This window comes from Proteus sp. G2674, assembly GCF_009915195.1.
Classification (GTDB): Bacteria; Pseudomonadota; Gammaproteobacteria; order Enterobacterales; family Enterobacteriaceae; genus Proteus; species Proteus mirabilis.
On sequence record NZ_JAABLS010000020.1, the window covers coordinates 27,061 to 53,583 of the forward strand.

The 26,523-nt window shown below is 39.5% G+C and carries 18 protein-coding genes, 1 pseudogene and 1 riboswitch; of the genes and pseudogenes, 14 read left to right on the top strand and 5 right to left on the bottom strand.

Going from position 1 to position 26,523, the window contains the following annotated elements:
* Window positions 1-389 precede the first annotated feature (389 nt).
* Window positions 390-1,763 carry an MFS transporter gene (locus GWI58_RS09735; protein ID WP_004248292.1) on the top strand — a complete coding sequence of 458 codons (1,374 nt, stop codon included), beginning with the start codon at window positions 390-392 and terminating at the stop codon, window positions 1,761-1,763.
* 422 nt (window positions 1,764-2,185) lie between these two features.
* Here GWI58_RS09735 and dtpA read toward each other — a convergent pair whose 3' ends face one another.
* Window positions 2,186-3,652, bottom strand: a complete 1,467-nt coding sequence (dtpA, locus tag GWI58_RS09745) for a dipeptide/tripeptide permease DtpA (protein ID WP_004243443.1) — start codon at window positions 3,650-3,652, stop codon at window positions 2,186-2,188.
* A 564-nt stretch (window positions 3,653-4,216) separates the two neighbouring features.
* Between dtpA and GWI58_RS09750 the strand changes: the two genes are divergently transcribed.
* From GWI58_RS09750 to fbaB, 8 genes and pseudogenes are all read left to right on the top strand, one after another.
* Window positions 4,217-5,452 (top strand): MdtA/MuxA family multidrug efflux RND transporter periplasmic adaptor subunit, encoded by a 1,236-nt coding sequence (locus GWI58_RS09750; protein ID WP_110229146.1) that lies wholly within the window; start codon window positions 4,217-4,219, stop codon window positions 5,450-5,452.
* The gene (locus GWI58_RS09755; RefSeq protein ID WP_004243446.1) at window positions 5,452-8,583 is read left to right on the top strand and encodes an MdtB/MuxB family multidrug efflux RND transporter permease subunit; all 3,132 of its coding nucleotides are present in this window, start codon (window positions 5,452-5,454) and stop codon (window positions 8,581-8,583) included. The genes GWI58_RS09750 and GWI58_RS09755 overlap by 1 nt, the downstream gene beginning before the upstream one ends.
* The gene (mdtC, locus tag GWI58_RS09760) at window positions 8,580-11,663 is read left to right on the top strand and encodes a multidrug efflux RND transporter permease subunit MdtC (RefSeq protein WP_004243447.1); all 3,084 of its coding nucleotides are present in this window, start codon (window positions 8,580-8,582) and stop codon (window positions 11,661-11,663) included. The genes GWI58_RS09755 and mdtC overlap by 4 nt, the downstream gene beginning before the upstream one ends.
* Window positions 11,660-13,036, top strand: a complete 1,377-nt coding sequence (gene baeS, locus GWI58_RS09765) for a two-component system sensor histidine kinase BaeS (protein WP_004243448.1) — start codon at window positions 11,660-11,662, stop codon at window positions 13,034-13,036. Before mdtC ends, baeS begins: the two co-directional genes overlap by 4 nt.
* Window positions 13,037-13,101: 65 nt before the next feature.
* Complete coding sequence (gene baeR, locus GWI58_RS09770; protein ID WP_004243449.1) at window positions 13,102-13,809, top strand: two-component system response regulator BaeR; 708 nt, start codon at window positions 13,102-13,104, stop codon at window positions 13,807-13,809.
* Between the two features lie 119 nt (window positions 13,810-13,928).
* Window positions 13,929-15,308: a prephenate-dependent tRNA uridine(34) hydroxylase TrhP gene (gene trhP / locus GWI58_RS09775; protein ID WP_004243450.1), complete on the top strand. Its 1,380-nt coding sequence runs from the start codon at window positions 13,929-13,931 to the stop codon at window positions 15,306-15,308.
* A gap of 309 nt (window positions 15,309-15,617) precedes the next feature.
* Window positions 15,618-16,510, top strand: a pseudogene (gene yegS, locus GWI58_RS09780) (lipid kinase YegS).
* 49 nt (window positions 16,511-16,559) lie between these two features.
* Window positions 16,560-17,609, top strand: coding sequence for a class I fructose-bisphosphate aldolase (fbaB, locus tag GWI58_RS09785; RefSeq protein ID WP_004243453.1), 1,050 nt, complete (start codon window positions 16,560-16,562; stop codon window positions 17,607-17,609).
* Window positions 17,610-17,661: 52 nt separating this feature from the next.
* Here the strand turns inward: fbaB and thiD are convergent, their stop codons facing one another.
* On the bottom strand, window positions 17,662-18,459 hold the full coding sequence (gene thiD / locus GWI58_RS09790) for a bifunctional hydroxymethylpyrimidine kinase/phosphomethylpyrimidine kinase (protein ID WP_094959486.1): 798 nt from the start codon (window positions 18,457-18,459) through the stop codon (window positions 17,662-17,664).
* 50 nt (window positions 18,460-18,509) lie between these two features.
* Window positions 18,510-18,598, bottom strand: a riboswitch (TPP riboswitch).
* A 231-nt stretch (window positions 18,599-18,829) separates the two neighbouring features.
* On the opposite strand from thiD, the gene GWI58_RS09795 reads away from it, so the two are divergent.
* Both GWI58_RS09795 and pagP read left to right on the top strand, forming a co-directional pair.
* Window positions 18,830-19,129 carry a hypothetical protein gene (locus GWI58_RS09795; RefSeq protein ID WP_237611687.1) on the top strand — a complete coding sequence of 100 codons (300 nt, stop codon included), beginning with the start codon at window positions 18,830-18,832 and terminating at the stop codon, window positions 19,127-19,129.
* A gap of 617 nt (window positions 19,130-19,746) precedes the next feature.
* Complete coding sequence (gene pagP, locus GWI58_RS09800) at window positions 19,747-20,385, top strand: lipid IV(A) palmitoyltransferase PagP (protein WP_237611688.1); 639 nt, start codon at window positions 19,747-19,749, stop codon at window positions 20,383-20,385.
* A gap of 100 nt (window positions 20,386-20,485) precedes the next feature.
* Here pagP and GWI58_RS09805 read toward each other — a convergent pair whose 3' ends face one another.
* Both GWI58_RS09805 and mgrB read right to left on the bottom strand, forming a co-directional pair.
* Window positions 20,486-21,868 carry an amino acid permease gene (locus tag GWI58_RS09805; RefSeq protein ID WP_004248300.1) on the bottom strand — a complete coding sequence of 461 codons (1,383 nt, stop codon included), beginning with the start codon at window positions 21,866-21,868 and terminating at the stop codon, window positions 20,486-20,488.
* 147 nt (window positions 21,869-22,015) lie between these two features.
* Window positions 22,016-22,312, bottom strand: coding sequence for a PhoP/PhoQ regulator MgrB (gene mgrB, locus GWI58_RS17965; protein ID WP_004243459.1), 297 nt, complete (start codon window positions 22,310-22,312; stop codon window positions 22,016-22,018).
* A gap of 217 nt (window positions 22,313-22,529) precedes the next feature.
* Between mgrB and GWI58_RS09815 the strand changes: the two genes are divergently transcribed.
* From GWI58_RS09815 to brnQ, 3 genes are all read left to right on the top strand, one after another.
* Window positions 22,530-22,916: a helix-turn-helix domain-containing protein gene (locus GWI58_RS09815; protein ID WP_020945857.1), complete on the top strand. Its 387-nt coding sequence runs from the start codon at window positions 22,530-22,532 to the stop codon at window positions 22,914-22,916.
* Window positions 22,917-23,039: 123 nt separating this feature from the next.
* The gene (yidA, locus tag GWI58_RS09820; protein WP_004248301.1) at window positions 23,040-23,846 is read left to right on the top strand and encodes a sugar-phosphatase; all 807 of its coding nucleotides are present in this window, start codon (window positions 23,040-23,042) and stop codon (window positions 23,844-23,846) included.
* 301 nt (window positions 23,847-24,147) lie between these two features.
* Complete coding sequence (brnQ, locus tag GWI58_RS09825) at window positions 24,148-25,500, top strand: branched-chain amino acid transport system II carrier protein (protein ID WP_004243464.1); 1,353 nt, start codon at window positions 24,148-24,150, stop codon at window positions 25,498-25,500.
* A gap of 67 nt (window positions 25,501-25,567) precedes the next feature.
* Here brnQ and GWI58_RS09830 read toward each other — a convergent pair whose 3' ends face one another.
* The gene (locus tag GWI58_RS09830) at window positions 25,568-26,452 is read right to left on the bottom strand and encodes a peptidoglycan recognition protein family protein (RefSeq protein ID WP_017628032.1); all 885 of its coding nucleotides are present in this window, start codon (window positions 26,450-26,452) and stop codon (window positions 25,568-25,570) included.
* Window positions 26,453-26,523: the final 71 nt, after the last annotated feature.

Sequence of the window (26,523 nt, forward strand, 5' to 3'; positions counted from 1 at the left end):
TGAAATGATATTCAATAAATAGTTTTTTTAACCATAACTAATAAATGAAAATAAAGGTAAGAACAAAACCTCTAATTTTATTAAAAAACTACACAAGAAAATAAAAACCGCCCTAAAAATCACAAAATAAACAAAACTTAGCATTAAAAACTACAGATGTTCACAATGACAACTTATCAGATTGTTTTATTTTATGCTCTTTACTTCATAAAGAGCTTCCTGATATAACTATTTACATCATTACAATATTATTCTTTCTTGTATAAAAGACGATAAATAACTTTTTAACGTTATTTATTGCCACCTTTGTGATCAACTTTTTTAAGAATTTTATTGATGGTTTGGTTATTTACTCTTTTTTATCACGATGATTAATATAGGTTGTTATTATGACATCACAATCACACTCCACTCAGCCGTTGAGTCAACCTACGGCAAGACCTTTAAACCGCAACGACTATAAAACGTTGGGTTTATCCTCACTAGGAGGAACATTGGAGTTCTATGATTTCGTGATCTTCGTGTTCTTTACGAAAACATTGAGCCATTTATTCTTTCCTGGTGATAACGCTTTTATCGCTCAGATGCAGACATTAGGTATTTTTGCTGCCGGTTATCTTGCTCGTCCTTTAGGTGGCATCATTATGGCTCACTATGGCGATATTATCGGCCGTAAACGTATGTTTACCTTAAGTATCTTTTTAATGGCTGTACCTACTTTGGTGATTGGCTTATTACCTACCTATGCCAGCATCGGTGTGGCTGCACCGTTATTACTGTTATTGATGCGTATTATGCAAGGGGCGGCTATCGGTGGTGAAATGCCCGGGGCTTGGGTATTTATTGCCGAACACACCCCGAAACAGCGTTATGGCTTAGGGGTGGGTACCTTAACATCCGGTATTACTGGTGGCATCTTATTAGGCTCTATCGTCGCTATTATTGTACAACGCAGCTATAGCGCTCAAGAAGTGAATGATTTTGCATGGCGAATTCCCTTTATTTTAGGTGGTATATTTGGCTTGATCTCGGTTTATTTACGTCGTTTTTTACAAGAAACACCTATCTTTAAAGAGATGGCAGCTAAAAAAGCCTTAGCACAAGAAATGCCGGTGGTTTCGGTTATCAAAAACCATAAACAAGCCTGCTTAATTACTGCAGCATTAACATGGTCTTTATCTACAGCTATTGTTGTTACTATTTTGATGACACCCAGTGTCATTGTTGAAGGGATCTACAAAATAGACAGAACAACATCGTTAGAAGCTAACTGTGTTGCCACCTTAACGCTGACCTTAGGATGTATCTTCTGGGGCTGGTTGGGGGATAAATTAGGAACCCGTGCATCCATGACCTTATCATGGGGTGGATTAATTGTTACCGCATTCCATTTTTATGGAAGCTTAGATGCCAATATGTCTGGTATCCAATTAGCATTTAACTATGGTTTGATGGGCTTTTTTGTCGGTGCAATTGCCACAACGCCAATTGTGAGTACTAGAGCATTTCCTCCTTCAATTCGTTTTTCTGGCCTCTCTTTTGCTTATAATATGGCCTATGCCGTATTTGGTGGCTTAACGCCAATGTTAACGGGCGCTTGGTTGGAAAAAACGGCAATGGCAGGAGCTTATTATGTTGCAGCTGTTTCTGCATTAGCCATTGTTATCGCATTCTTACCTTTAGCTTATAAAGGGTGGATCGCGGTAAACACCAGCTCACGGGAAAAAGAGATAGCATTGCAAGTTGATAAAGTCGCTAGTTAATCGTTGCTAGCAAGAAATATTTTACTCTCCTTAGAATTTATTATTCACAACAACACCACCCTAATAGGTGGTGTTGTTGCATCAATATAATTAATCTAATCACTGTAGTTTATCTGAATTTAATCTTGTTATATATCAATCAATTGATAAGATTGTAAAAAAGAAAATTTTCCGCAAAATTGGCCCTATCAAGACATTACAGGACTTGAGATCATTACTGAAACATTACATTTTAAGATCAACGATAATGAGTAGATTTTTATTAATTTGAAATATGTTTTCCAAAAAGACAAGTATAAATAAAAAACAACATTATCAATGTACTATAGATATTTTTTGTTAAAATTAACTTTATTTTTAAATAGATATAAAAAAGGATGCCCTAGAGCATCCTTTTATTGTCTGACAATAAATTTCACATATTACTGTGTCATTTTACTCAGCATAGGGGCAGTAAATAGCATTAACAGTGCAATAACACCTGTTACGATACCTATTTGTAAAAATACACTGCTATAAATTTCTAATGATGCGTGTGCATTTTGTACGTCTTCAGGAACGGCCATTAAGCTTGCCACTTTACCAGCAATAATTGCAGCTGCCGCAGATGTTAAGAACCATGCGCCCATAATAAAGCCCATTAAACGCTGTGGCACTAGTTGGGCCACCATCGCAAGACCTAATCCTGAGATCATCAGCTCACCAATACTTTGAAAGCCATAACTGGCAACAAGCCACCATGATGAAACGATACCAGCTTCATTTGCCATACTCGCCCCCAATGGTAATACTAAGAATGCAGTTGCACTCAAAAACATTCCCACTGTGAATTTATAAGGCATGGGTAATTTATCACCCATAAAGTTGTATATAGCAGCCAATAATGGACTAGCTAGCATGATCCAAAATGGGTTAAGTGATTGAAATTGCTCTGGCTCAACACTAAAGCCTAAAATAGCGTGTTCAACATTATGGATCGCAAAAAAGTTTAATGATGTTGGCATTTGATCATAAAGAACAAAAAATACCACGGCTTCCACCATCAGTAAGAAAGCGACGATCATTTTACGCCGTGCAACCCCTTTCATCATAAAAGTTTCACGGGCAAAAATCAGGATAATACCTAATGAAATAATCGCTAAAGACCATGTTGCCACTTCATTATTATGTAATAACCACGTTGATACCGCAGTTAAAGCAACAATCCCCACCAGCGTTAATAACAGTTTCAGGTAGTTTAGTGGCTCAAAGTCAGGCCTAGAGCCTTTATCTTTGATCCAACCGCGACATAGCATAAAGTTTGCCAGTGTGATCAACATCCCCACCACACTTAATGCGAAAGCGACATCCCAACCATAATTCGCCGCTAACCATGGTGTCGCTAACATGGATAAAAATGATCCCACATTAATCGACATATAGTACATGGTAAATGCACCATCTAATTGTGGATCATCTTTCTCATAACAGGTGGCTAATAAAGAGGAAGGATTGGCTTTAAATAAACCATTACCCACCGCAATAGTGGCTAATCCCCAGTAAATCATATCTTTATCATGATCGGAGAAAGCAACCATGGCATAACCAATTGCCAGCACAATAGCCCCTAGGACAATAACCCTTTTTGTCCCGAGAATTTTATCGCCAAGCCAGCCACCAATTGCCACAAAGCCATAAACTAATGCGGTAAATGCGGCAAAAACAGTGATAGCTTCCGCCTCACTCATACCCAGCATTTTAACCAGATAAACGGCCATGATCCCTTGTAAGCCGTAATATCCAAAACGTTCCCATAATTCGATTGAGAAGATGAGATAAAATGCACGAGGCTGTTTAAACGCATTCAGACTCGGTTTCTGTTCATCTTCAGGTGTGTTTGCAGTTGACACTAAAAACCTCTAGTTATTCTATTATGCCCTTATTTTTGGGCTGCTTTTACCAAAAACATTGTGATTCAAGACAGAGTTAAAGCGCGGTGTTATTCATACTGAATTGTTATTCTTAACAAAGAGTTCAACACAGAGAAAAACAAGGTTGGCATTCTATCACCGGAAAGAATAATTATCTAAGAATTATAACTAACTATTGCGTTTTATCATAGTTGACGCCATTTGTACAAAATAGTTATGCGTTCAAAAAATCAACAAACAAAATAACTCACTGATTATTAATCATTTATTTTATGCTGGTTTATTCATCATCACTATATAAAAATAAAGTGCGCCGAGATAGCTAGCTAGAAATCGTTTTTCTCTTTATAAAAAAGAGATAACTCCAGCATATTATTGCTAAGTGACAACAACTGATTAGAATATAATCAATAAACACATTCCTTGACTCAATTTTCATATTTCCTCCATTTTTACCCCTAAAGAAATAGGTAGAATGTCATAATTGATTGTGTCATTTCATTTTTTCTCAATTAGCGAGTTGTCAGTAGGATCACCAACGCAATGAATAACAACAAAAAGACCAAAAAAAGATTTTCTCTTATTATCACCCTGCTTATTGTTATCGCTGGCGCTATCGCCTATTGGCAATACTCTTCAAACAACAGCGCACCTTCTGTGAGTAAAGATACCCCTACTGCGAATACACCAAATAGAAGTACAGCTGGCTCAAGACGACCACCGATGCCACCTGTACAAGTGGCGACATCTACACAAGAAGATGTGCCGCAATTTTTAACCGCTTTAGGCACAGTGAAAGCCGTCAATAGTGTGACCGTGACAAGCCGTGTGGAAGGGCAATTAATGGCGTTGCATTTCACCGAAGGCCAACAAGTGAATCAAGGCGATTTGTTAGCAGAGATCGACCCACGCCCTTTTGAAGTGCAATTAGCGCAAGCTAAAGGGCAATTGGCAAAAGATCAGGCCACACTGGCAAATGCGCGCCTTGATTTAGCTCGCTACCAAAAATTGGCTAAGACCCATTTGGTTTCACAACAAGAATTAGACAACCAAGCGGCTTTAGTCAAACAGTCTGAAGCCAGTATTAGTATCGATAAAGCAGCAATTAATAATGCACAATTACAATTAACCTATAGCAAAATAACGGCCCCTATTTCAGGACGGGTGGGATTAAAGCAGGTTGATGTCGGTAACTATATTTCTGGTGGCTCATCTACGCCAATTGTCGTTATTAACCAGATGGATCCTGTTGATGTGCTCTTTACATTACCAGAGCAAGATCTATCACAGGTTATCTTAGCCCGTAAAAATAGCCCTACATTACCTGTTATTGCATTAGACAGAAATAATAAAATTGAATTAGCACAAGGGGCACTATTTAGTGTTGATAATCAAATTGATGCCACTACAGGGACTATCAAATTAAAAGCCCGTTTTCCTCAACAAGAAAGTACGCTATTTCCCAATCAATTTGTCAATATTCGTTTATATGTCACTACATTAGAAAAAGCAGTAGTGATCCCCAATGCAGCATTACAAATGGGAAATGAAGGACACTTTGTTTGGGTTGTTGATGAGGAAAACAAAGTCAGCAAACTCGCTGTTGAGGTTGCATCACAAAATGCAGATAAAGTTGTCATTGCCTCAGGGTTATCCGCTAATCAACGTGTTGTCACCGATGGTGTGGATAGATTAACGCAAGGTGCCAAAGTCGAGATTGTAACACCGCTGGCACCTAAAGCTAAAACCACTGATCCCGTTGTTGCGGAGAAAGCATAATGAGCGAAAAAATACCCGCTACAGGTGGTGGACCATCTCGTTTATTTATTTTACGTCCAGTGGCAACAACGCTGTTTATGGTCGCGATTTTATTAGCAGGAATAGTCGGTTATCGTATGCTGCCAGTGTCTGCATTACCTGAAGTTGATTATCCGACCATTCAAGTCGTCACACTCTATCCTGGGGCAAACCCCGAGGTGATGACCTCTGCGGTAACAGCACCGTTAGAGCGTCAATTTGGACAGATGTCAGGCTTAAAACAGATGTCCTCACAAAGTTCAGGTGGGGCATCAGTCATTACACTGATGTTCCAACTCACATTACCGTTAGATGTCGCAGAGCAAGAAGTACAAGCGGCCATTAATGCAGCAACTAACTTATTACCTACTGATTTACCTTATCCGCCCATTTACAGCAAAGTAAATCCGGCTGATCCGCCAGTGTTAACCTTAGCCGTCACCAGCTCTGTATTACCGATGACACAGCTACAGGATATGGTAGAAACGCGAATATCGCAGAAAATATCGCAAGTTAACGGCGTTGGTTTAGTCTCTTTAGCCGGCGGACAACGCCCTGCTGTGCGCGTAAAATTGAATGCCCAAGCAGCCGCCTCTTATGGGTTAGATAGTGAAACAATCCGCGTGGCTATTAATAATGCCAATGTTAACTCTGCCAAAGGTAGCCTTGATGGCCCCACTCGCTCGGTAACATTATCCGCCAACGATCAAATGAAATCATTAGATGATTATCGCAAACTGATTGTTAGCTATAAAAATGGTGCCCCTATCCGCCTTGCCGATATTGCCACCATTGAACAAGCCCCAGAAAATAACCAGCTTGGTGCTTGGGCCAATAATCAACAAGCCATTATTATCAATGTGCAACGCCAACCGGGTGTTAATGTTATTGAAACAACGGATAATATTCGTAATTTATTACCGGATTTAGTGTCTAATTTGCCTAAATCGGTAAATGTTGAGATCTTAACCGATAGAACCACGACTATTCGGGCATCAGTGAAAGATGTCCAGTTTGAACTGGGCTTGGCGATTGCACTTGTGGTCATGGTTATCTATCTATTTTTACGTAATGGTGTTGCCACTCTTATTCCTAGCATTGCCGTCCCCCTCTCCTTAGTGGGTACTTTTGCGGTGATGTATTTTTGCGGTTTTTCTGTCAATAACCTCACCTTAATGGCACTTACCATTGCGACAGGCTTTGTGGTTGATGATGCCATTGTGGTGATAGAAAATATCTCCCGTTATCTAGAGCGAGGAGATAAGCCGTTAACCGCAGCCTTAAAAGGGGCGGGAGAAATCGGCTTTACTATTATCTCACTGACATTTTCTTTAATTGCCGTACTGATCCCTCTGTTATTTATGGGAGATATTGTTGGTCGTTTATTTAGAGAGTTTGCCATTACCTTAGCCGTGGCGATTTTAATTTCCGCAGTAGTCTCTTTAACCTTAACGCCAATGATGTGTGCGCGCTTACTTAAACCAGAAAGTCAAATTAAGCACAATCGTTTTGAAATGGCTTGTGAGCGCTTTTTTGAAAAGATGATCGCCGTGTATGCGGTTTGGTTAAAACGTGTATTAAATCATCAATGGATAACATTAGGTGTTGCCCTCAGTACATTAGCACTAACAGTTTTGCTCTATCTATTTATCCCTAAAGGCTTTTTCCCTTTACAAGATAATGGGTTACTACAAGGTACAATAGAAACCTCACAATCCATCTCTTATCAAGCGATGGTTGAAAAACAACAACAAGTGGTTGAGAAACTGATTGACGATCCGGCCGTTGAGAATATTGCGAGTTTTGTGGGTATCGATGGCAGTAATGCCACCCTCAATACAGGTCGCTTGCAAATTACCTTAAAACCCCTCGATCAACGTGATTCACGTATTGATGAAATTATTCCTCGTTTACAAGCACGAGTCGCATCTATTGCAGGAATTACACTCTATTTACAACCCACACAAGACTTAACTATTGATACACAAGTTTCCCGTACTCAATATCAATTTACCTTGCAAGCAACCTCCCTTGATGAGCTTGCCTATTGGGTGCCTAAATTATCACAGGCACTACAAGAGAGTCCGGAACTTACCGACATCAGCAGTGATTGGCAAGCTGATGGGATGATGGCCTATATCAATGTAGATAGAGATTCAGCCAGTCGCTTAGGGATCTCAATGAGTGCCATTGATAATGCGCTGTATAATGCCTTTGGACAGCGACTTATTTCAACGATTTACACCCAAGCAAATCAGTATCGTGTTGTCTTAGAACAAAATATGCACAATAGTGAAGGACTACAGGCACTTTCTGCTGTTCATTTAACCGGCAAAGAGGGTGCTATGGTGCCACTCTTATCTATTGCCTCTGTGGAGCAACGTCTCGCGCCTTTATCTATCAATCACCAAGAGCAATTTCCTGCTACCACATTCTCATTTAATGTCGCGAAAGACGCATCTCTTGAAGCTGCTGTTAATGCCGTTAAGCAAGCAGAAGAGCAAATTGCGATGCCAAAAGATATTACGACACAGTTTCAAGGGGCTACATTAGCTTTTGAAAGCGCCCTTTCCAGCACGCTGTGGCTTATCATTGCGGCCATCGTTGCTATGTATATTGTATTAGGCGTGTTATACGAAAGTTTTATTCACCCAATTACTATTTTATCTACCCTACCTACTGCGGGTGTCGGTGCATTATTGGCACTGATGGCAGCCGGTAATGAGCTAGATATTATTGCGATTATTGGCATCATTTTGTTGATTGGTATTGTTAAGAAAAATGCCATCATGATGATCGATTTCGCACTGGCCGCTGAAAGAGAACAAGGACTATCTCCTTACGAAGCAATTTATCAAGCTTGTCTGCTACGTTTTCGCCCTATTTTAATGACCACTATGGCTGCGTTATTAGGTGCATTACCTTTAATGCTAAGCACTGGCGTAGGGGCTGAATTACGCCAACCATTAGGTGTATGTATGGTGGGGGGCTTAATTATGAGTCAAATACTCACCTTATTTACCACCCCTGTTATCTATTTGCTGTTTGATAAATTATCACTTTACCTTAATCGCCATAAACGCGTTGAACATGATAATGGAGCGGTGTCATGAAGCTGTTTGCTCTATTTATTCAACGACCTGTTGCTACTACACTACTTAGCCTAGCCATTTCTCTTTGTGGTGCATTAGGTTTTATGTTGTTACCTGTCGCACCACTGCCACAAGTTGATTATCCGGTCATTAATATTTATGCCTCATTACCAGGGGCATCACCTGAAACGATGGCTTCTTCTGTTGCCACTCCCCTTGAACGCTCCTTAGGGCGTATTGCGGGGATTGATGAGATGACGTCAAGTAGTGCTTTAGGTAGTACCAGTATCACATTAGTTTTTGACTTAAATAAAGATATTAATACCGCAGCTAGAGATGTACAGGCTGCGTTAAATGCCTCACAAAGCCTATTACCTTCAGGGATGCCAAGTCGCCCGCGTTATTACAAATCAAATCCTTCTGATGCACCGATTATGATCTTAACGCTGACCTCTGAAACACAAAATACCGGTGAGCTTTATGATCTCGCATCAACACGCTTGGCACAAAAAATCTCGCAAATTGAAGGAGTGAGTGAAGTTTCCGTAGGGGGGGGTTCACTGCCGGCTGTGCGTGTTGCACTCAATCCTGATGCGCTATTTAATCAAAATGTCAGTCTTGATGATGTACGCAAAGCCATTAGTCAATCCAATGTAAGAAGACCACAAGGCTTTATTCATAATGATGAAAATCGTTGGCAGATACAAACTAACGATGAGTTAAGCAAAGCTCAAGATTATCGCCCAATTATTGTGCATTATAATCAAGATGCTATCGTGCGTTTAAGTGATGTTGCCCAAGTGACAGACTCTGTACAAAACGCACGGGCGGCAGGAATGAGTGGTGGTGAACCGGCTATTTTACTGGTTATTCGCCGTGAAGCAGGCGCCAATATCATCGAAACTGTCAACCGCATTCGTGATGAACTCCCCGAATTACGTGAGCTACTCCCTGCCAGTGTCAATTTAAAGGTGGCTCAAGATAGAACCCCCACTATTCGTGCCTCATTAGCAGAAGTTGAACGCGCATTAGCGATTGCCGTGGCACTGGTTATTTTAGTGGTATTCTTATTTCTACGTTCAGGGCGTGCTACCTTGATCCCCGCTGTTGCCGTACCCGTTTCATTAATTGGTACTTTTTCGGCCATGTATTTATGTGGCTTTAGCTTAAACAATCTATCATTAATGGCATTAACGGTTGCAACCGGATTTGTCGTGGATGATGCGATTGTCGTACTCGAAAATATCTCTCGCCATATCGAAAATGGCTTAAAACCTAAACAAGCCGCCCTAAAAGGGGTTAGCGAAGTGGGCTTTACGGTACTTTCAATGAGTATTTCATTGGTGGCGGTATTTATTCCTCTCTTGTTGATGGATGGCCTTGTCGGACGACTTTTTAAAGAATTTGCCATTACCTTAACCACTGCGATTGGGATCTCTTTATTTGTCTCCTTAACATTAACCCCAATGATGTGTGCCCATTTATTAAAAGGCATAAAACCCAAAGCACAGTCACATTTACGCGGATTTGGTAAGTTAATTTTTCGCTTACAACAAGGTTACAGTGTCACACTACAAGCGGCATTACGGCATAAACGCTGGATCATGGCTATTTTTATTACCACCTTAGGACTGAATGCTTATTTATATATCAGTGCGCCGAAAACCTTTTTTCCAGATCAAGATACCGGTCGTTTAATGGGGTTTGTACGTGCAGACCAAAGTATTTCATTCCAATCGATGAAAGAAAAAATGACCCGTTTTATGCAGGAGATTAATGCAGATAAAGATGTTGATAGCGTCACGGGATTTACGGGAGGAGGACGTATTAATAGTGGATTTATGTTTATTTCACTTAATCCGCTCTCAGAGCGCACAGATAGTGCAAATCAAGTGATCAATCGCCTTCGTATCAAACTGGCTAATGAACCCGGTGCAACACTATTTTTAATGCCTGTACAAGATGTACGTGCAGGAGGACGCCAAGCCAATGCCAGTTATCAGTTTACTTTACTCGCTGATGATTTAAGTGAATTACGTAAATGGGAGCCATTAATACGTAAAGCGTTAGGCGAATTACCTGAGCTGGTTGATGTCAACTCAGATAAAGAAGATAAAGGTGCCGAAATGGCACTCACTTATGATCGCGATACTATGTCGCAATTAGGCATTAATGTCAGTGATGCCAATAATTTATTAAATAACGCCTTTGGGCAGCGGCAGATCTCTACCATTTATGCCCCGCTAAATCAGTATAAAGTCGTGATGGAAGTGTCTGAACAATATACGCAAGATGTCTCTGCACTAGATAAAATGTATGTGATGAATACACAAGGTGAACGTATTCCATTATCTGCATTTGCCAGTTGGTATCCCGCTAATGCACCTTTAAGTGTTAATCACCAAGGGTTATCTGCCGCCTCTACCATCGCTTTTAATGTGCCAGAGGGCTATACCTTATCTGATGCCATTAACGCCATTGAGCGAACCATGACAGAGTTAGGTGTGCCTAACACGGTACGAGGCACCTTTGCGGGTACAGCACAAATTTTTCAAGAAACCATTAAGTCACAACTTATCTTGATCTTAGCGGCTATCGTCACCGTCTATATCGTCCTTGGTGTGCTTTATGAGAGCTATATTCATCCATTGACTATTTTATCCACATTGCCTTCTGCCGGTGTTGGCGCATTATTAGCACTGCGCTTGTTTGATACCCCCTTTAGCTTAATTGCTCTTATTGGCATTATGCTGTTAATTGGTATTGTGAAGAAAAATGCCATTATTATGGTGGATTTTGCGATTACGGCTCAACGAGAAGGAAAACTATCCGCTCAAGAAGCGATTATTCAAGCCAGTTTATTGCGTTTCCGCCCTATTATTATGACCACCTTAGCCGCGCTCTTTGGCGCTTTACCTCTGATGTTAAGTAGTGGTGATGGTGCGGAATTAAGGCAGCCATTAGGCATTACCATTGTGGGTGGCTTGCTTATGAGCCAATTATTAACCCTGTATACCACTCCGATTATCTATCTGTTTTTTGATGGTGTTCGCCAACGTTGGCAACAGCGACGCCATAACAAAAAAGAGGCAAATGCATGAAACTAAGAAGTAAGCTATTTTTGGTGATCTTCGCGACTTGCATGATAGTGGTATTTGCTATGCATATCGGTATTCGTAGTAGCTTCCAGCAGGGTTTTATTGGCTATATCAAGAAGAACAGTGAACAGCGGGCAACCTTGTTAGCCGAAGCGTTAAGCGATCAATATCAATTAACCGGAGATTGGCGTTTTCTCAATCGAGATGATCGCTCTATTTATCAGATACTACGAACCATTGACCAAATAAGTCAAAGTGGTGAAGGCCCTGCCCCTCGAGGATGGCGTACTCAGTTTTGGATCGTCGATAAACAGATGAAACGCTTATTTGGCCATGATAATCAATTCCCCGCAGAAACCTTTAAAAAACCTATTACTTATCATGATGAAATTGTCGGCTGGGTAATTGTCAGTGCAGCGGATAAAATCAGCAACGAAGCAGATATTAGCTTTGATAAGCAACAGTTACGCACCAGTTGGATCATTGCCGGCTTAACGGTGCTTTTTGCGCTATTAATTACGTTAATCCTGTCACGCAGCATGATCCGCCCAGTAAAGCGATTAGTGGAGGCAACCCATAAATTAGCCGCTGGCGATTTTGCTGTTCGTGTGACCCCAACCAATAAAGATGAAATCAGCCAGCTAGCAACGGATTTTAATCAACTTGCCAGTACACTGGAAAAAAATGAACAAATTCGCCGTGATTATATGGCAGATATCTCCCATGAGTTACGTACGCCATTGGCTATCTTAAAAGGAGAGCTTGAAGCGTTACAAGATGGTGTAAGAAAACCAACTGCAGAAACGTTAAATTCATTACTCTTTGAAGTAACAAATTTAACTAAATTGGTAAACGATCTACATCAGTTATCATTATCTGATAGAGGCTCTTTGACCTATCGTAAGGATTTTATTGATATTAATGAAATTATTTTGTTAGCTGTCGCCTCTTATCGGCATATTTATCAAGCCAAAGAGATTGCTTTACAGACTGATTTAGATGATAACGTCAAACTGATTGTACAAGCTGATCCGGATAGGTTGATCCAACTTTTTCATAATCTATTAGAAAACAGTGTTCGTTATACCAATTCTGGTGGTCAATTGCATATTAGTAGCAAAAGAGAACATAATAATGTGTTGATTGTGTGGGAAGATAGCGCTCCGGGGCTAGATAAAGCACAATATGAAGCGGTATTCCAACGTTTTTATCGGGCCGAAAGCTCTCGTAATCGTTCCAGCGGTGGCTCTGGTTTGGGGCTTGCGATTTGCGAAAATATTGTCGAAGCTCATAATGGTAAAATTACGGCTATGCCATCCGCTATCGGTGGAGTAAAAATACTTATCGTATTACCTGTCTATTCTGAAGATAATTAAATTTTGCTCTATTGATTATACTGAATATTATTGTCCTAATTGATAACTATTGAGCCATATAGACAATGACCACGACCACATCTACATATTCAATTTTAATCGTTGAAGATGAGCCGAAATTGGCACAATTACTTATTGATTATCTTCAAGCATCTGATTATCAAACACAGTGGCTGGCAGATGGTACTGAGGTTATACAACATATCAAACAATCTCATTACGATTTAGTCCTGCTTGATCTGATGCTACCGGGTAAAGATGGCATTACCCTATGCAAAGAGTTACGTCAGTTCTCCGATATTCCTATTATTATGGTCACCGCAAAAACAGAAGAAGTAGACCGACTATTAGGGTTGGAAATTGGTGCTGATGACTATATTTGCAAACCTTATAGCCCTCGGGAAGTGGTTGCCCGTGTAAAAACATTATTGCGTCGCTATTATCGGCCACAGGATATTGTGCAAAATAGCGCCTTAGTTATTATTGATGAGCAGGCTTACCAAATTCAATATCATAATAAAATTCTTGATTTAACTACCGCTGAATTTCGTCTTATTAAAGCATTAGCTACACAACCGGGCAAAGTGTTAAGCCGTGACCAGTTAATGGATCATCTGTATGATGATTATCGCATCGTAACCGACCGTACTATTGATAGCCATATAAAAAACTTACGGCGCAAACTTGAGCAACTTAACGATCAAATTGAATTTATTCGTTCAATTTATGGACAAGGCTATCGTTGGGAAACCGCAGCCTATCGTTTTCGATGATATTTTTTCAGGAATACATTGAACCTCGCTACAGTTAAGCGCTAGAATCCTCCCCTTTATGATATACCCTTACCTTTTGTGTAGGGGACTGACTTGAAATCAGAACCAGGAAATTAATCATGTTTACACCCGAATTGCTCTCTCCTGCAGGCTCATTAAAAAATATGCGCTATGCATTCGCTTATGGCGCAGACGCGGTCTATGCAGGTCAGCCTCGCTATAGTTTACGCGTACGTAATAATGAGTTTAACCACGAAAACCTTGCTAAAGGAATACAAGAAGCGCATGAATTAGGTAAACGCTTCTATGTTGTGGTTAACATCGCCCCCCATAATGCAAAATTAAAAACCTTTATCCGTGACTTAAAACCAGTTATTGATATGGGGCCTGATGCGCTGATTATGTCTGATCCGGGTTTGATCATGATGGTGCGTGAAGCTTTCCCTGATATGGATATCCACCTTTCAGTACAAGCTAACGCCGTTAACTGGGCTACCGTAAAATTCTGGCGTCAAATGGGCTTAACTCGCGTTATTCTTTCTCGTGAGCTATCTATTGACGAAATTGCAGAAATTCGTAAACAAGTCCCTGATATGGAGCTTGAAGTCTTCGTTCACGGGGCCTTGTGTATGGCTTATTCGGGTCGTTGCTTATTATCAGGCTATATCAATAAACGTGATCCAAACCAAGGTACATGCACAAATGCCTGCCGTTGGGAATACAAAGTTGAAGAAGGCAAAGAAGATGAAGTGGGGAATATTGTCGAGAAGTACCAACCTATCCCGGTAAAAAATGTTGAGCCAACGTTAGGTGTAGGTGCCCCCACTGATAAAGTGTTCTTAATTGAAGAAGCTAAACGTCCGGGTGAATATATGACGGCGTTCGAAGATGAACACGGTACTTATATTATGAACTCAAAAGATCTGCGCGCTATCGAACACGTTGAGCAGTTAACTAAGATGGGTGTACATTCACTGAAAATTGAAGGTCGTACTAAATCTTTCTATTATTGCGCACGCACAGCACAGATGTATCGCCGTGCTATTGATGATGCTGTTGCAGGTAAGCCTTTCGATCCGACACTGCTGACAACGCTAGAAGGTTTGGCACACCGCGGTTATACCGAGGGTTTTTTACGTCGCCATACCCATGATGCCTACCAAACCTATGAATACGGCTATTCGGTATCAGATACACAACAGTTTGTAGGGGAATTTACAGGTAAACGTGTTAACGGTTTAGCTGAAGTGGATGTTAAAAATAAATTTATCTTAGGTGATAGCTTAGAGCTAATGACACCAACAGGAAATATTCAATTCACTTTAGATGCGTTATTTAATAAAAAACAACAGCCGACAGATGTTGCTCCGGGTAACGGCCATGTGGTTTATTTACCTGTTCCTGACGATGTTGATTTAAACTTTGCACTGCTTATTCGTAATCTGCCAGGAACGACAACCCGTCAACCTCATAAAATTGATGCGGTAGAAGTGAAGTAAATCATCATTATCTGATTTGATGTGGTCAATTTCAAAGATAGATCACATCAATACCTATTCATTTGCCGTATCATCTATTTCGAAAAATAAAGAACTAGAATGAATACAGTAAGACTAGGAACCACCTCCTTGGCAAATCCAATCTCCCTTGGATTTGCCTTTTCTTTTTTTACCCCCCCGCTATTTTTATTATTATTTTTTGAGTAACGTAAATTGCTTTTGGCTTTGGTGATACTTTGTAAAAAAAATGGTAATTCGCCTAATATCCATTATCTTTAAATAAGTCATATTAATTAAGGAGTCATATTGATGGGCCAAATCAGTTTGCTGATTATCAATGGAAAAACTCAGGCAATGAGGCTCTGCGACAAGCGGTTTATCAACAACGCAAGGAAGGTAATGATATCCAAGTCAGAGTGACATGGGAATCAAGTGATATTCAACGCTTTGTGCAAGAAGCACTACATATTCAAGCGCAAACCATTATCGCCGCAGGGGGTGATGGTACGATCAATAATGTCGCCTCTGAGCTGGTTCGTTTAGCCCCCTCTTCGCCCCCCGCGTTAGGCATTATCCCTTTAGGGACTGCAAATGATTTTGCCACCAGTGCACAAATCCCATTAGAGATGGACAAAGCGCTCAGTTTAGCGATTAAAGGTCGCGCCGTTCCTGTCGATATTATTAATGTGAACAAAACACATTACTTTATCAATATGGCCTCAGGTGGCTTTGGCACCAAGATCACCACTGAAACCCCTGAAGCACTAAAATCCGCCTTAGGTGGTGCTGCATATTTTATTAATGGTTTATTGCGTATTGATACCTTAAAAGCGGATCAATGCACCGTTGAAGCTGAAAATTTTCATTGGAAAGGTGAAGCTTTAATTATCGGTATTGGTAATGGACGCCAAGCGGGAGGCGGACAACAACTTTGCCCCGAAGCACTGATTAATGACAATAAACTCAATATTACCCTTGTTGAAGCCCGTGAATTGCTTCCTTCTCTATTAACCAGTCTGTTCGATCGTAAGAAAAATGACAAAATTATTGAGCGAGAAAGTGATTGGGTCACTATTAGTGCGGCTCATGAAATGGTATTTAATTTAGATGGTGAACCCCTTTTAGGGGATAAATTTGAATTTATTGTACTACCTGAAGCGATCCACTGCCGGTTACCGCCCCAATGTGACTTGTTATCTTAATGTAGATAAATGACAATCACTATCATCTCATCGTGAACTGGAGTAAGTAATGACTGATATAGTAAGTTTGTTAGGTGCTGATGCTAACTCATTATTGGAACATCGCTGCCAAACCATCCCAAGCGAAAATCTCTACCTGCCAGGTTCTGACTTTGTTGATCGTGTGATGATTGATAACAATCGCCCTAATACCGTATTGCGTTCTATGCAAACCCTGTTTAACCATGGTCGTTTAGCAGGAACGGGTTATCTTTCTATTTTACCTGTCGATCAAGGTGTTGAACACTCTGCCGCTGCCTCATTTGCAGCGAACCCACTCTATTTTGATCCCAAAAATATTGTTGAGCTTGCCATTGAAGCCGGATGTAACTGTGTTGCTTCCACCTATGGTGTTCTAGCTTCTGTTTCTCGTCGTTATGCACACAAAATCCCATTTTTGGTAAAACTTAATCATAACGAAACATTAAGCTATCCAACTCAATACGACCAAACGCTGTATGCCAGTGTTGAACAAGCCTTTGAAATGGGCGCTGTTGCTGTAGGTGCGACTATCTATTTTGGTTCTCCAGAAAGCCGCCGCCAAATCGAAGAGATCTCGATGGCATTTGAACGTGCCCATGAATTAGGCATGGTTACCGTATTATGGGCATATTTACGTAATCCAGCCTTTAAGAAAGATGGGGTTGATTACCATGCAAGTGCTGATTTAACAGGTCAAGCCAACCATTTAGCATCAACCATTGGTGCCGATATTGTTAAACAGAAAATGGCTGAAAATAACGGTGGCTTTAAAGCGATTGGTTTTGGTCATACTGATGAGCGTGTTTACACTAAACTGACGAGCGAAAACCCCATTGATTTAGTGCGTTACCAATTAGCTAACTGCTATATGGGACGTGCAGGATTAATTAACTCAGGTGGAGCATCGGGTAATAACGATCTTGCTGATGCAGTACGTACTGCAGTCATTAATAAACGTGCTGGGGGCATGGGGCTTATCTTAGGTCGTAAAGCCTTTAAGAAATCCATGAAAGACGGTGTTGCTCTAATTAATGCCGTACAAGATGTCTATTTAGATAAATCTGTGACTATTGCTTAATTTTTACGATTAAATTACGCATTGAAGCCCCTTTAATAGGGGCTTTTTGATATCACCACCAGCGATGAAAATGATGTACAGGGCCGAAACCTTGTCCCACCTTTAAACTGTCTGCCTGTTCTAACGCTTGCTGTAAATAGGCTTTTGCTTGTTTAACACAACTTTGCCAATCAGAAACTTGAGGACGAATAGCAGCTAAAGCGGCTGAAAGTGTGCATCCCGTACCGTGAGTGTTTTTTGTATTGATGCGCGGTGAAGTAAATCGCCATTGCCCATCTTGGGTCAATAACCAATCAGGACTTTCTTTCTCGCTTAAATGGCCCCCTTTCATCAATACCGCCTGACAACCTTGATAAAGTAATGCCTCACCTTGTTGTTTCATAGTTGTTTCATCTGTCGCGATATCACAACCTAATAGTGCTGCCGCCTCAGGCAGATTTGGCGTGATCAAATCAACGCGGGGTAATAACTGAGTGAACATTTTATCAATAGCATCAGGTTGTAACAGTGGATCGCCACTTTTGGCAAGCATAACAGTATCAAGTACGACAAAAGGAATGGGATATTGTTGCAGTTTATCGCAAACGACATCAATAATACTGGCATTAGAAAGCATACCAATTTTAGCGCTATCTATTCTGACATCAGAAAGTACCGCATCTAATTGTGCTGCGACAAAATCAGGGGATAAATCATAGACAGAGTGTACACCACAGGTATTTTGCGCTACCAGTGCAGTCATGACTGTTGTGCCATATACACCCAGTGCGGAAAATGTTTTCAGATCAGCCTGTATCCCTGCCCCACCACTCGGATCGGTGCCGGCGATAGACAATGCGTTATATCTCACTGATTAACTCCTCCTTTACCAGTTACAGAAAAGTCGGGCTCTGTTAATCAGCACAGTGACCTTGACTTCCCTACGCTGGCATTATCCAGATCAGGTTATACGGGTTCATCTCAGCCAATAGGCGCCCCGAGCCAAAGCTTATATGATATAAGCCACAAGAGTATCGCATGCAGAAGATAAAGAAGCTAGTTTGATAGTGACAACCTTTATCAGCTCACTTAACGTGCTTTAAGTTAACTTTTCTATGTTAGAAGATAAATTAATCTAGCTTATCTATAATAGAGGCAGGCTCGATGATTTATATTTTTATACCAAAACTATATGTACACAAGTCAAAGTTTGGCGCACGGTTGCTGCAGAACATAGTACTGTGACCCGAGCTATTCCTAGGGCATTTTTTAATTATTTACTCGAAAATTATAATATCGTTGTCTCTGATGAAGAACAAACGGGCGCTGGTAAACGATTCTGGGAGACAATGATTGACTGGGCTTTTAAAGCCAATTTATACATTTATATTTCTGATGGAACTGAAGAAGAGCGGCCTCTTATTAAACTAAATAACACTGATGAACTTTATGAAAAATGGGAAGATTTTTGCTGGGGAAAAGATCGCGATATTCATACTCATCGACTATTAGTTATTAGTAAAGAACCGTTATCTCAATAATTAAACGATTTTTTCTTAAAATCTGTGGGTTTTCCCCTCGTTACTCATAACTCACAGATTTACCCCTTCTTTAGGGGTGCTATAGTGAAGTGATCACTTTATCCAGCAGCCATAAAACTTAAACACTTTATAAACACATCTTCGTTTTTTGCTTTTTTTATTTAACTCTCATTATTAATTACTCTATTATCCTGCTCCTTTGCAATTTTGCCCATATAACAAACACTATTCATTATTAACGTTATATTAATATTTCAATATGCGATAAAAAAACCGATGGATATGTAATCGTTATATTATGTTATAATGTTTTTTAGATAATATTTAATCGTTATTATCTTACTTAGTTTGTTTTATTCTAAAATCTAATAAATTATGTATCATTATTAAGCTTAATAAATCCTCAATTATATTAACTAATACTATAAATAATTATCTTTTAAATGGGAGCAACTGAGATACATCTCTTTGTAACCATTTGAAATTAAATATAATGTTATTAAAATAGTTCAATTTCGGATAGCTCTTATCTGAATATTTCACTAATTAAATAACACTATGACACAAATTTTTTTAACATTACCAGAACCACCGCAATGCCGTATTCGGAGTTATATATGTCATCTACCTATTTTCACTCTAGCCTATTAGCAGCTACACTGTTTTCAGTTACGTTAACAGCACCTGCTTTTGCTTCTGAAAATACGCAAAACACACCTCAGACTATTACGACAAAAAAACCTCAGCCAGCAGAGAACACTTTCTCAGAAAAAAATGAGGAAAGCTATTGGGGAAAATTTAAACGTAATCTTACCCAAACTTGGGATAATGACCAATATGACTACTATTTACCGGTATGGACTTGGCATAACCGTTTTACTTACGATAAAGAAAAAACCAATCGTTATAACGAAACGCCTTGGGGATTTGGTATGGGTAAATATCGTTATGATAATGAGGGTGATTGGCATGGCTTATATGCTATGGCCTTTATGGATTCCAATAATCGTGTACAACCTATTATGGGCTATGGTTTTGAAAAAATGTGGTATCCCGGTGGAGATAGAGAGGGTTTTCGCATGGGGGCGGGCTTTACCTTAAGTGTGACTGCTCGTCATGAGTATAACTATATTCCTATGCCATTACCTCTACCGCTAGTGTCAGTCGGTTATGGACACTTATCATTACAGGCGACTTATGTACCAGGAACCTATAATAACGGTAATGTTTTATTTGCTTGGTTACGTTGGCAGTGATCGATTGCCCTAATAAAAAATAAAGTGACCCTTTTTAGAGTCACTTTTTTAATATCGCGTTTTTCTTATCTTTCGCTTAGGCTAACTTAGCCAAGATAATTTAACTATCTTGCCTTGCTTGTGTGGTTGTCAGCGATTTTTTAGTTCTTGAGATCTTAAAACCTATCCAGAGCAAGCCTACCCAAAATGGCATCAAAATAACGGAAATATTAATTTTTGGCATCATTAGAATAATGACCAAAATCATACATAAAAAGGCTAAACACAGATAGTTACCATAAGGATACCAAAGTGCTTTAAATGAAGGCTCTACACCCTCTTTAATTTTAGCTGCACGGAATTTTAAGTTTGCTAAACAGATCATGATCCAGTTAAGCACTAATGTTGTTACCACTAATGCCATTAATAGCTCTAAAGCTTGATCAGGGAGTAAATAGTTAACCAAGATCCCGAGTGATGTGGCTATCGCAGATAACCCCAAAGAAATAACAGGTACACCACGTTTATTAACCTTAGATAATGAATGCGGTGCATTGCCTTGTTTGGCTAAACCGTACAGCATCCGGCTATTAGAATAAACGCCACTGTTATAGACAGATAATGCCGCGGTTAAAACCACCGCATTTAAAATATGGGCAACAACAAAATTATCTAAATTATGGAAAATAAGTACGAAAGGACTTTCTCCTTTCACCACTTGGGTCCAAGGATAAAGAGAAAGCAGTACAATCAATGAACCAATATAGAAAATCAAAATACGATAAACAACTTGGTTAGTTGCTTTGGGGATACTTACTTTAGGATTTTCTGCTTCTGCGGCCGTGATCCCCACCAGCTCAAGTCCCCCAAATGAGAACATCACAATAGCTAATGCAGACATAAACCCAGTAAAGCCATGAGGGAAGAAACCTAGTTCCCATAAATTGCTCACAGAAGCTTGTGGACCACCATTACCACTGACCAATAAATAGCTACCAAATAAAATCATACCAACGATCGCCAAAACTTTTATAATGGCAAACCAAAACTCGGTTTCACCATACATTCTGACATTAATTAGGTTAATTAAATTAATAGCAACAAAAAACACCGCTACCGAAACCCACACCGGAATATCAGGTAACCAATAATTAATATATTTTCCTGCGGCGGTTAATTCAGCCATACCGACAAGAATAAACATAACCCAGTAGTTCCAACCTGATAAAAAGCCAGCAAATGGCCCCCAATACTTATTGGCAAAGTGACTAAATGAACCCGCAACCGGCTCTTCGGCAACCATTTCACCAAGTTGGCGCATGATCATAAACGCAATAAAACCACCAATCGCATAGCCTAATATAACTGATGGCCCAGTCATATTAATGGTTTGCGCGATACCAAGAAACAGACCAGCGCCGACAGCCCCACCCAGCGCAATCAGCTGGATATGTCGATTTTTAAGACCGCGCTTTAATTCTGCTTGTTGCGACTCTTTCGCCATACATCCTCTTTTCTTCATCTATCAGGTAAAAGTGTAAATCAATGTTTACGATTTTGTTTATTTCAAGCCACCATTAAAACACTAATCTGACTTGAATAACAAATACATTTTGTGATAGAGGGGGAAAAAGCATAGAAAGCGGGTTTTTTACGGCTGCTTAGAGGGGAATAAGATGGTAAAGCGACAGATACCTTGCTGAAAATCTTCGCCTTGATCGCAAAAATTATCTAACGCCACAAGGTACAACCCCAAGCTGATAGCTAATATAATTATTAAGCTAATAATTATTTTCTTTGCGTTCAAATTAAAATCCTTTAAATACATTTTGTTAATAGTACTTATTACAAAATAGGCATTCGCTTTAATACGATAACAACGCCTATCACTGTTGTTATAAAATTCGCAATAAGTTATCTCTAAGATTAAATTTAGCATAGTTTTCATAAAGAAAGTTAAATGCTTCCTCGACAGAAAACAGATAATTGGCACTATTTTTTCTTAATTGTACGCAAAATAGGCATTTTTATTTTAATTACACATTTTGCCAACACATAGAAACAGCAATCAACTAATATGGATTTCTCTGTTTGCCACTTTTTGTATAATATTAAGGAGTTAATTTTGTTTTTTACCTTAACTTCATCGATAGAATGGAACTGTAATGCCACAAGATAATCATCTCGCATTAGTTTGCGCGCTAAGTAAATGGATTGAGGAGCATTTAGGTCGCGTAATACACCTTGAAGAGCTAGCGGCTTACTCCGGCTATTCCCTTTGGCATATGCAGAAAATTTTTAAAGAAGTCACGGGCACCTCTTTAGGAAAGTATATTCGCCAACGCCGTTTAGCGGGGGCTATCCATCTTTTACGCACCAGTGACCGCTCAATATTTGATATTGCATTAGATTTCGGCTTTGGCTCGCAATCACACTTTACTTATATGTTTCGTAAAGAGTATGGCATCACTCCATTTGACTTTAGGCAAAATCAAGATATCGAGTTAGAGACAAAACAGCCCTTACATTTGCAATCACTTTGTTGTGATTAGACTGACTTTTATGTGGCATAGAGATATTCTCTTTCGTGTCACATAAATAAAGCCCCAGTTATGTGATGATAATGCCTCGCCCTTACCAACCATTAACTGCTTTACTTTAATATGGGGATGATAATGAGTATTAAGCTTATCGTTATTGATTTAGATGGAACGTTACTAAACGAACAACATGAGATCACACCTGAAGTACATCAAGCGATCCAACATGCTAAAAATTCTGGAGTGCACATTGTTCTTGCATCTGGGCGATCTTTTAACGGCATCTCTCCCTATTTAAAAGCACTTAATCTTGATACATCTGATAACTTTTGCATTAGCAATAATGGTAGCCAAATTCACCAAGCAGAAAATGGTGAAATTATCACCGAAGACTTGCTCAATTTTGAAGATTACCTCTATTTTGAAGATCTCTCCCGTGAGATAGGTGTTCACTTTCATGTTTTAAGTGATAATAAAATTTATACCACCAATCGCCATATTAGCCATTTTACTTGTCGTGAAGCATTCTTAACGTGGACACCTCTCTATTATCGCCCCTTAAGCGAAATGCAAAGAGATATGCGCTTTAGTAAATTTATGATCGTTGGTACACCTACGGTATTAGATAACGCAATGCAATATTTACCTGCTAATATCTATCAACAATACAGCATATTACGTAGTGCTCCTTATTTTATTGAGATATTAAATACCGATGTCAATAAAGGAAACGCGGTACAAAAAATAGCAGAACATTTAAAAATCACTCCAGAGAAAATAATGTGTATTGGCGATCAAGATAATGATTTAGCGATGTTACAGTACGCAGGATTGGGTGTTGCGATGGGAAACGCTCCTGAAGAGATCAAAAAAGTGGCGAAATTTATTACATTATCTAATAAAGAACACGGTGTTGCTGTCGCTATCAATAAATTTATTTAAACACGATATTTTTTGTGTTTTATCACTAATGTCTACAAAATTATATAGCAATTGTGATCCTAGCTAGAGGATCACACTGCTTGCCCCCCTGCTTTATAGCCATTTATTATGCTCCTTTTGCTGCTGGATCAGGATTAAACACCTATTTCTTCTTACATCTCTGTCAGAATTTGTTACTATCAATTCTCTTTTCGTTATTCAAACACTATTTTTACAAGATAATTACCTAGTAATTAGGCTAAATATAGAATAACAAGTATAAATTATTAAGATATTCTCTCTCAGACAGGTAGTATTAGTTATGCTTTCAACAAAAGACATGCTAGTCCTTGGAATGATGGTTTTTGCTCTTTTCCTTGGCGCTGGTAATATTATTTTCCCTCCAATGGCAGGTTTCCAATCTGGAAACCAATGGTTTAGTACGTCATTAGGATTTTTGGTTACGGGTGTCTTACTCCCTTTTTTAACCTTAGTCACCGTAGCTATTCGTGGACGTGGTGAACGCCTTTCTATCGACTTGCCATCATGGTTTGCGGTGTTATTTTGGATTGCACTTTACCTGATTGTCGGTTCTACCTTTGCAATGCCTCGGGTCACGAACACCGCCTATGAGATGGGATTTTTACCTCTTGGTCTTATTGAAAAAAATACCACGACACATCTGACTTTCGCATTAATATTTAACCTATTAAGTATGTTCTTTATGCTTAAACAAGGTACGATGATCAGTGCCATCGGTAAATTCATGACCCCAGCGCTCTTAATACTCCTGGTTGTCGTTGGTATTGCTGTAGTGGCTAAACCGCTTTCCCCTATTGAAGAGCCTACCGGCCTTTATGCGGTAAATGGCTTCTTCTCCGGTATTATTGACGGTTATCAAACCATGGATGTGCTATCTGCTATGGCTTTTGGCGGGATCGTGGCTCGTGCGTTATATACCAAAGGGATCACCAATCCTAAACAAATTGGTTTTATCACCATAAAAGCGGGGATGATTTCGGTTTTACTCTTAGCCGCCCTTTATTTATGTTTGTTCTATTTAGGTGCCACAAGTCACGCGGTATCTGTTTTTGCTGATCCGGCACTAAATGCCACTAACGGTGGCCAAATCTTCTCACGCTACGTAGACGCTTTATTTGGCTCTGTCGGTACTTGGTTGATGGGCGGGATTGTTTTATTAGCCAGTATGACAACCTTAGTCGGGGTTACTAGTGCTGCGGCAGACTACTTTGCGACATTCCATCATCGTTTAGGCTATCGCTTCTGGGTTGTAGTATTTACATTGTTAACGACGTTAGTCTCTACTTTTGGTCTTGATACCTTATTACGTGTCACTATTCCTGCATTATTAATGATTTATCCAACATCGGTGACACTAGTCTTACTACAATTTGTTCGCCATAAACTAAAATCACCGCGTTTTACTTACCGCTTTACAATCTGTGTCATTGTTTTAATGAGCCTACTTGACACATTAAAACAGTTAAAATGGCTAAATGGAGATTTATTACAACTATTTAGTTACATTCCACTGTCTGAGTATGGCCTAGGTTGGTTATTACCGGGTATTATTGCATTCGCAATTTCATTACTAATTAGTCTCAGTTTTAAAGAAACCGACACAGAAATTGCTACACCTAATACAGTAAAATAAATCTATTATTGCAAATAGCCCCGAAGTAAATAGTCACTTTGGGGCTAGTTTTTATCCTTAATAACTATCAATTATCTGAATGTTTTATTGGCTCAGTTGATGGCTGTATCCACTTAGTTCGATATTTATCAATTAACGCCATTAAAATAGCTTCTGACTGCGCATCAGGAATACCTTTAATATCACTTGGTCTAAAATGCATTTGAAATGCGCTAACCACTTTTTGCGTTTCAGGATCTAATATCCCTGTTGTTGGTGTTTGATAACCATACTTCGCTAACAAGGTTTGAAAATTAGCAATATCAACAGGCTCCGAGGCAGCTCTTCCCGCTAAATAGAAAGTAACTGTTTCATCATCTGGCCAAGCGCCTATTCCTTGTTTCGCTAATTCAGCCCATGGGAAAAGTGGCCCCGGATCCACTTTACGTTGTGGTGCAATATCACTATGCCCGACCACATTTTGTGGTTCAATACCATAGCGTTGAATAATATCTTTCATCATCATAGTAATGGTTGAGAGTTGTTCTGCGGTATAAGGTAACCACTCTCTTAATGTACCCTGATCTTTATAACCATAATTCACTATCTCAATACCAATAGAACCATCATTTAAACCTGCACTATTTCCCCACTGACTTAGCCCCGCATGCCATGCTCTTTTATCTTCACTCACTAAAGCAAACACAACCGGCTTACCATCAACATAATTTGGTTTGGTAGGAATTAAATAATGACTGCTTACATTTCCCGAAGTTAACGTTTTTAACGATTCTTTATCGTCAACGGCGGTGTAGTGCATAACTAAAAATTTTACGCGATTATCTTGCCCAGGGTTATTGGGAACAACTTGTGCAAAATAATCCCCCCTATCAATAAGCTGAGGTTGCTGAACACAACCTGAAAGCAACCCCAAAGTAACAAGTAAAAAGAGACTGTAGCGACTAAAGATCATTATCCATCCTGAATACATTAGACTATAAATTTAAGGCTAAATTGTAGACAAAAAACCCATATTAAAAAATA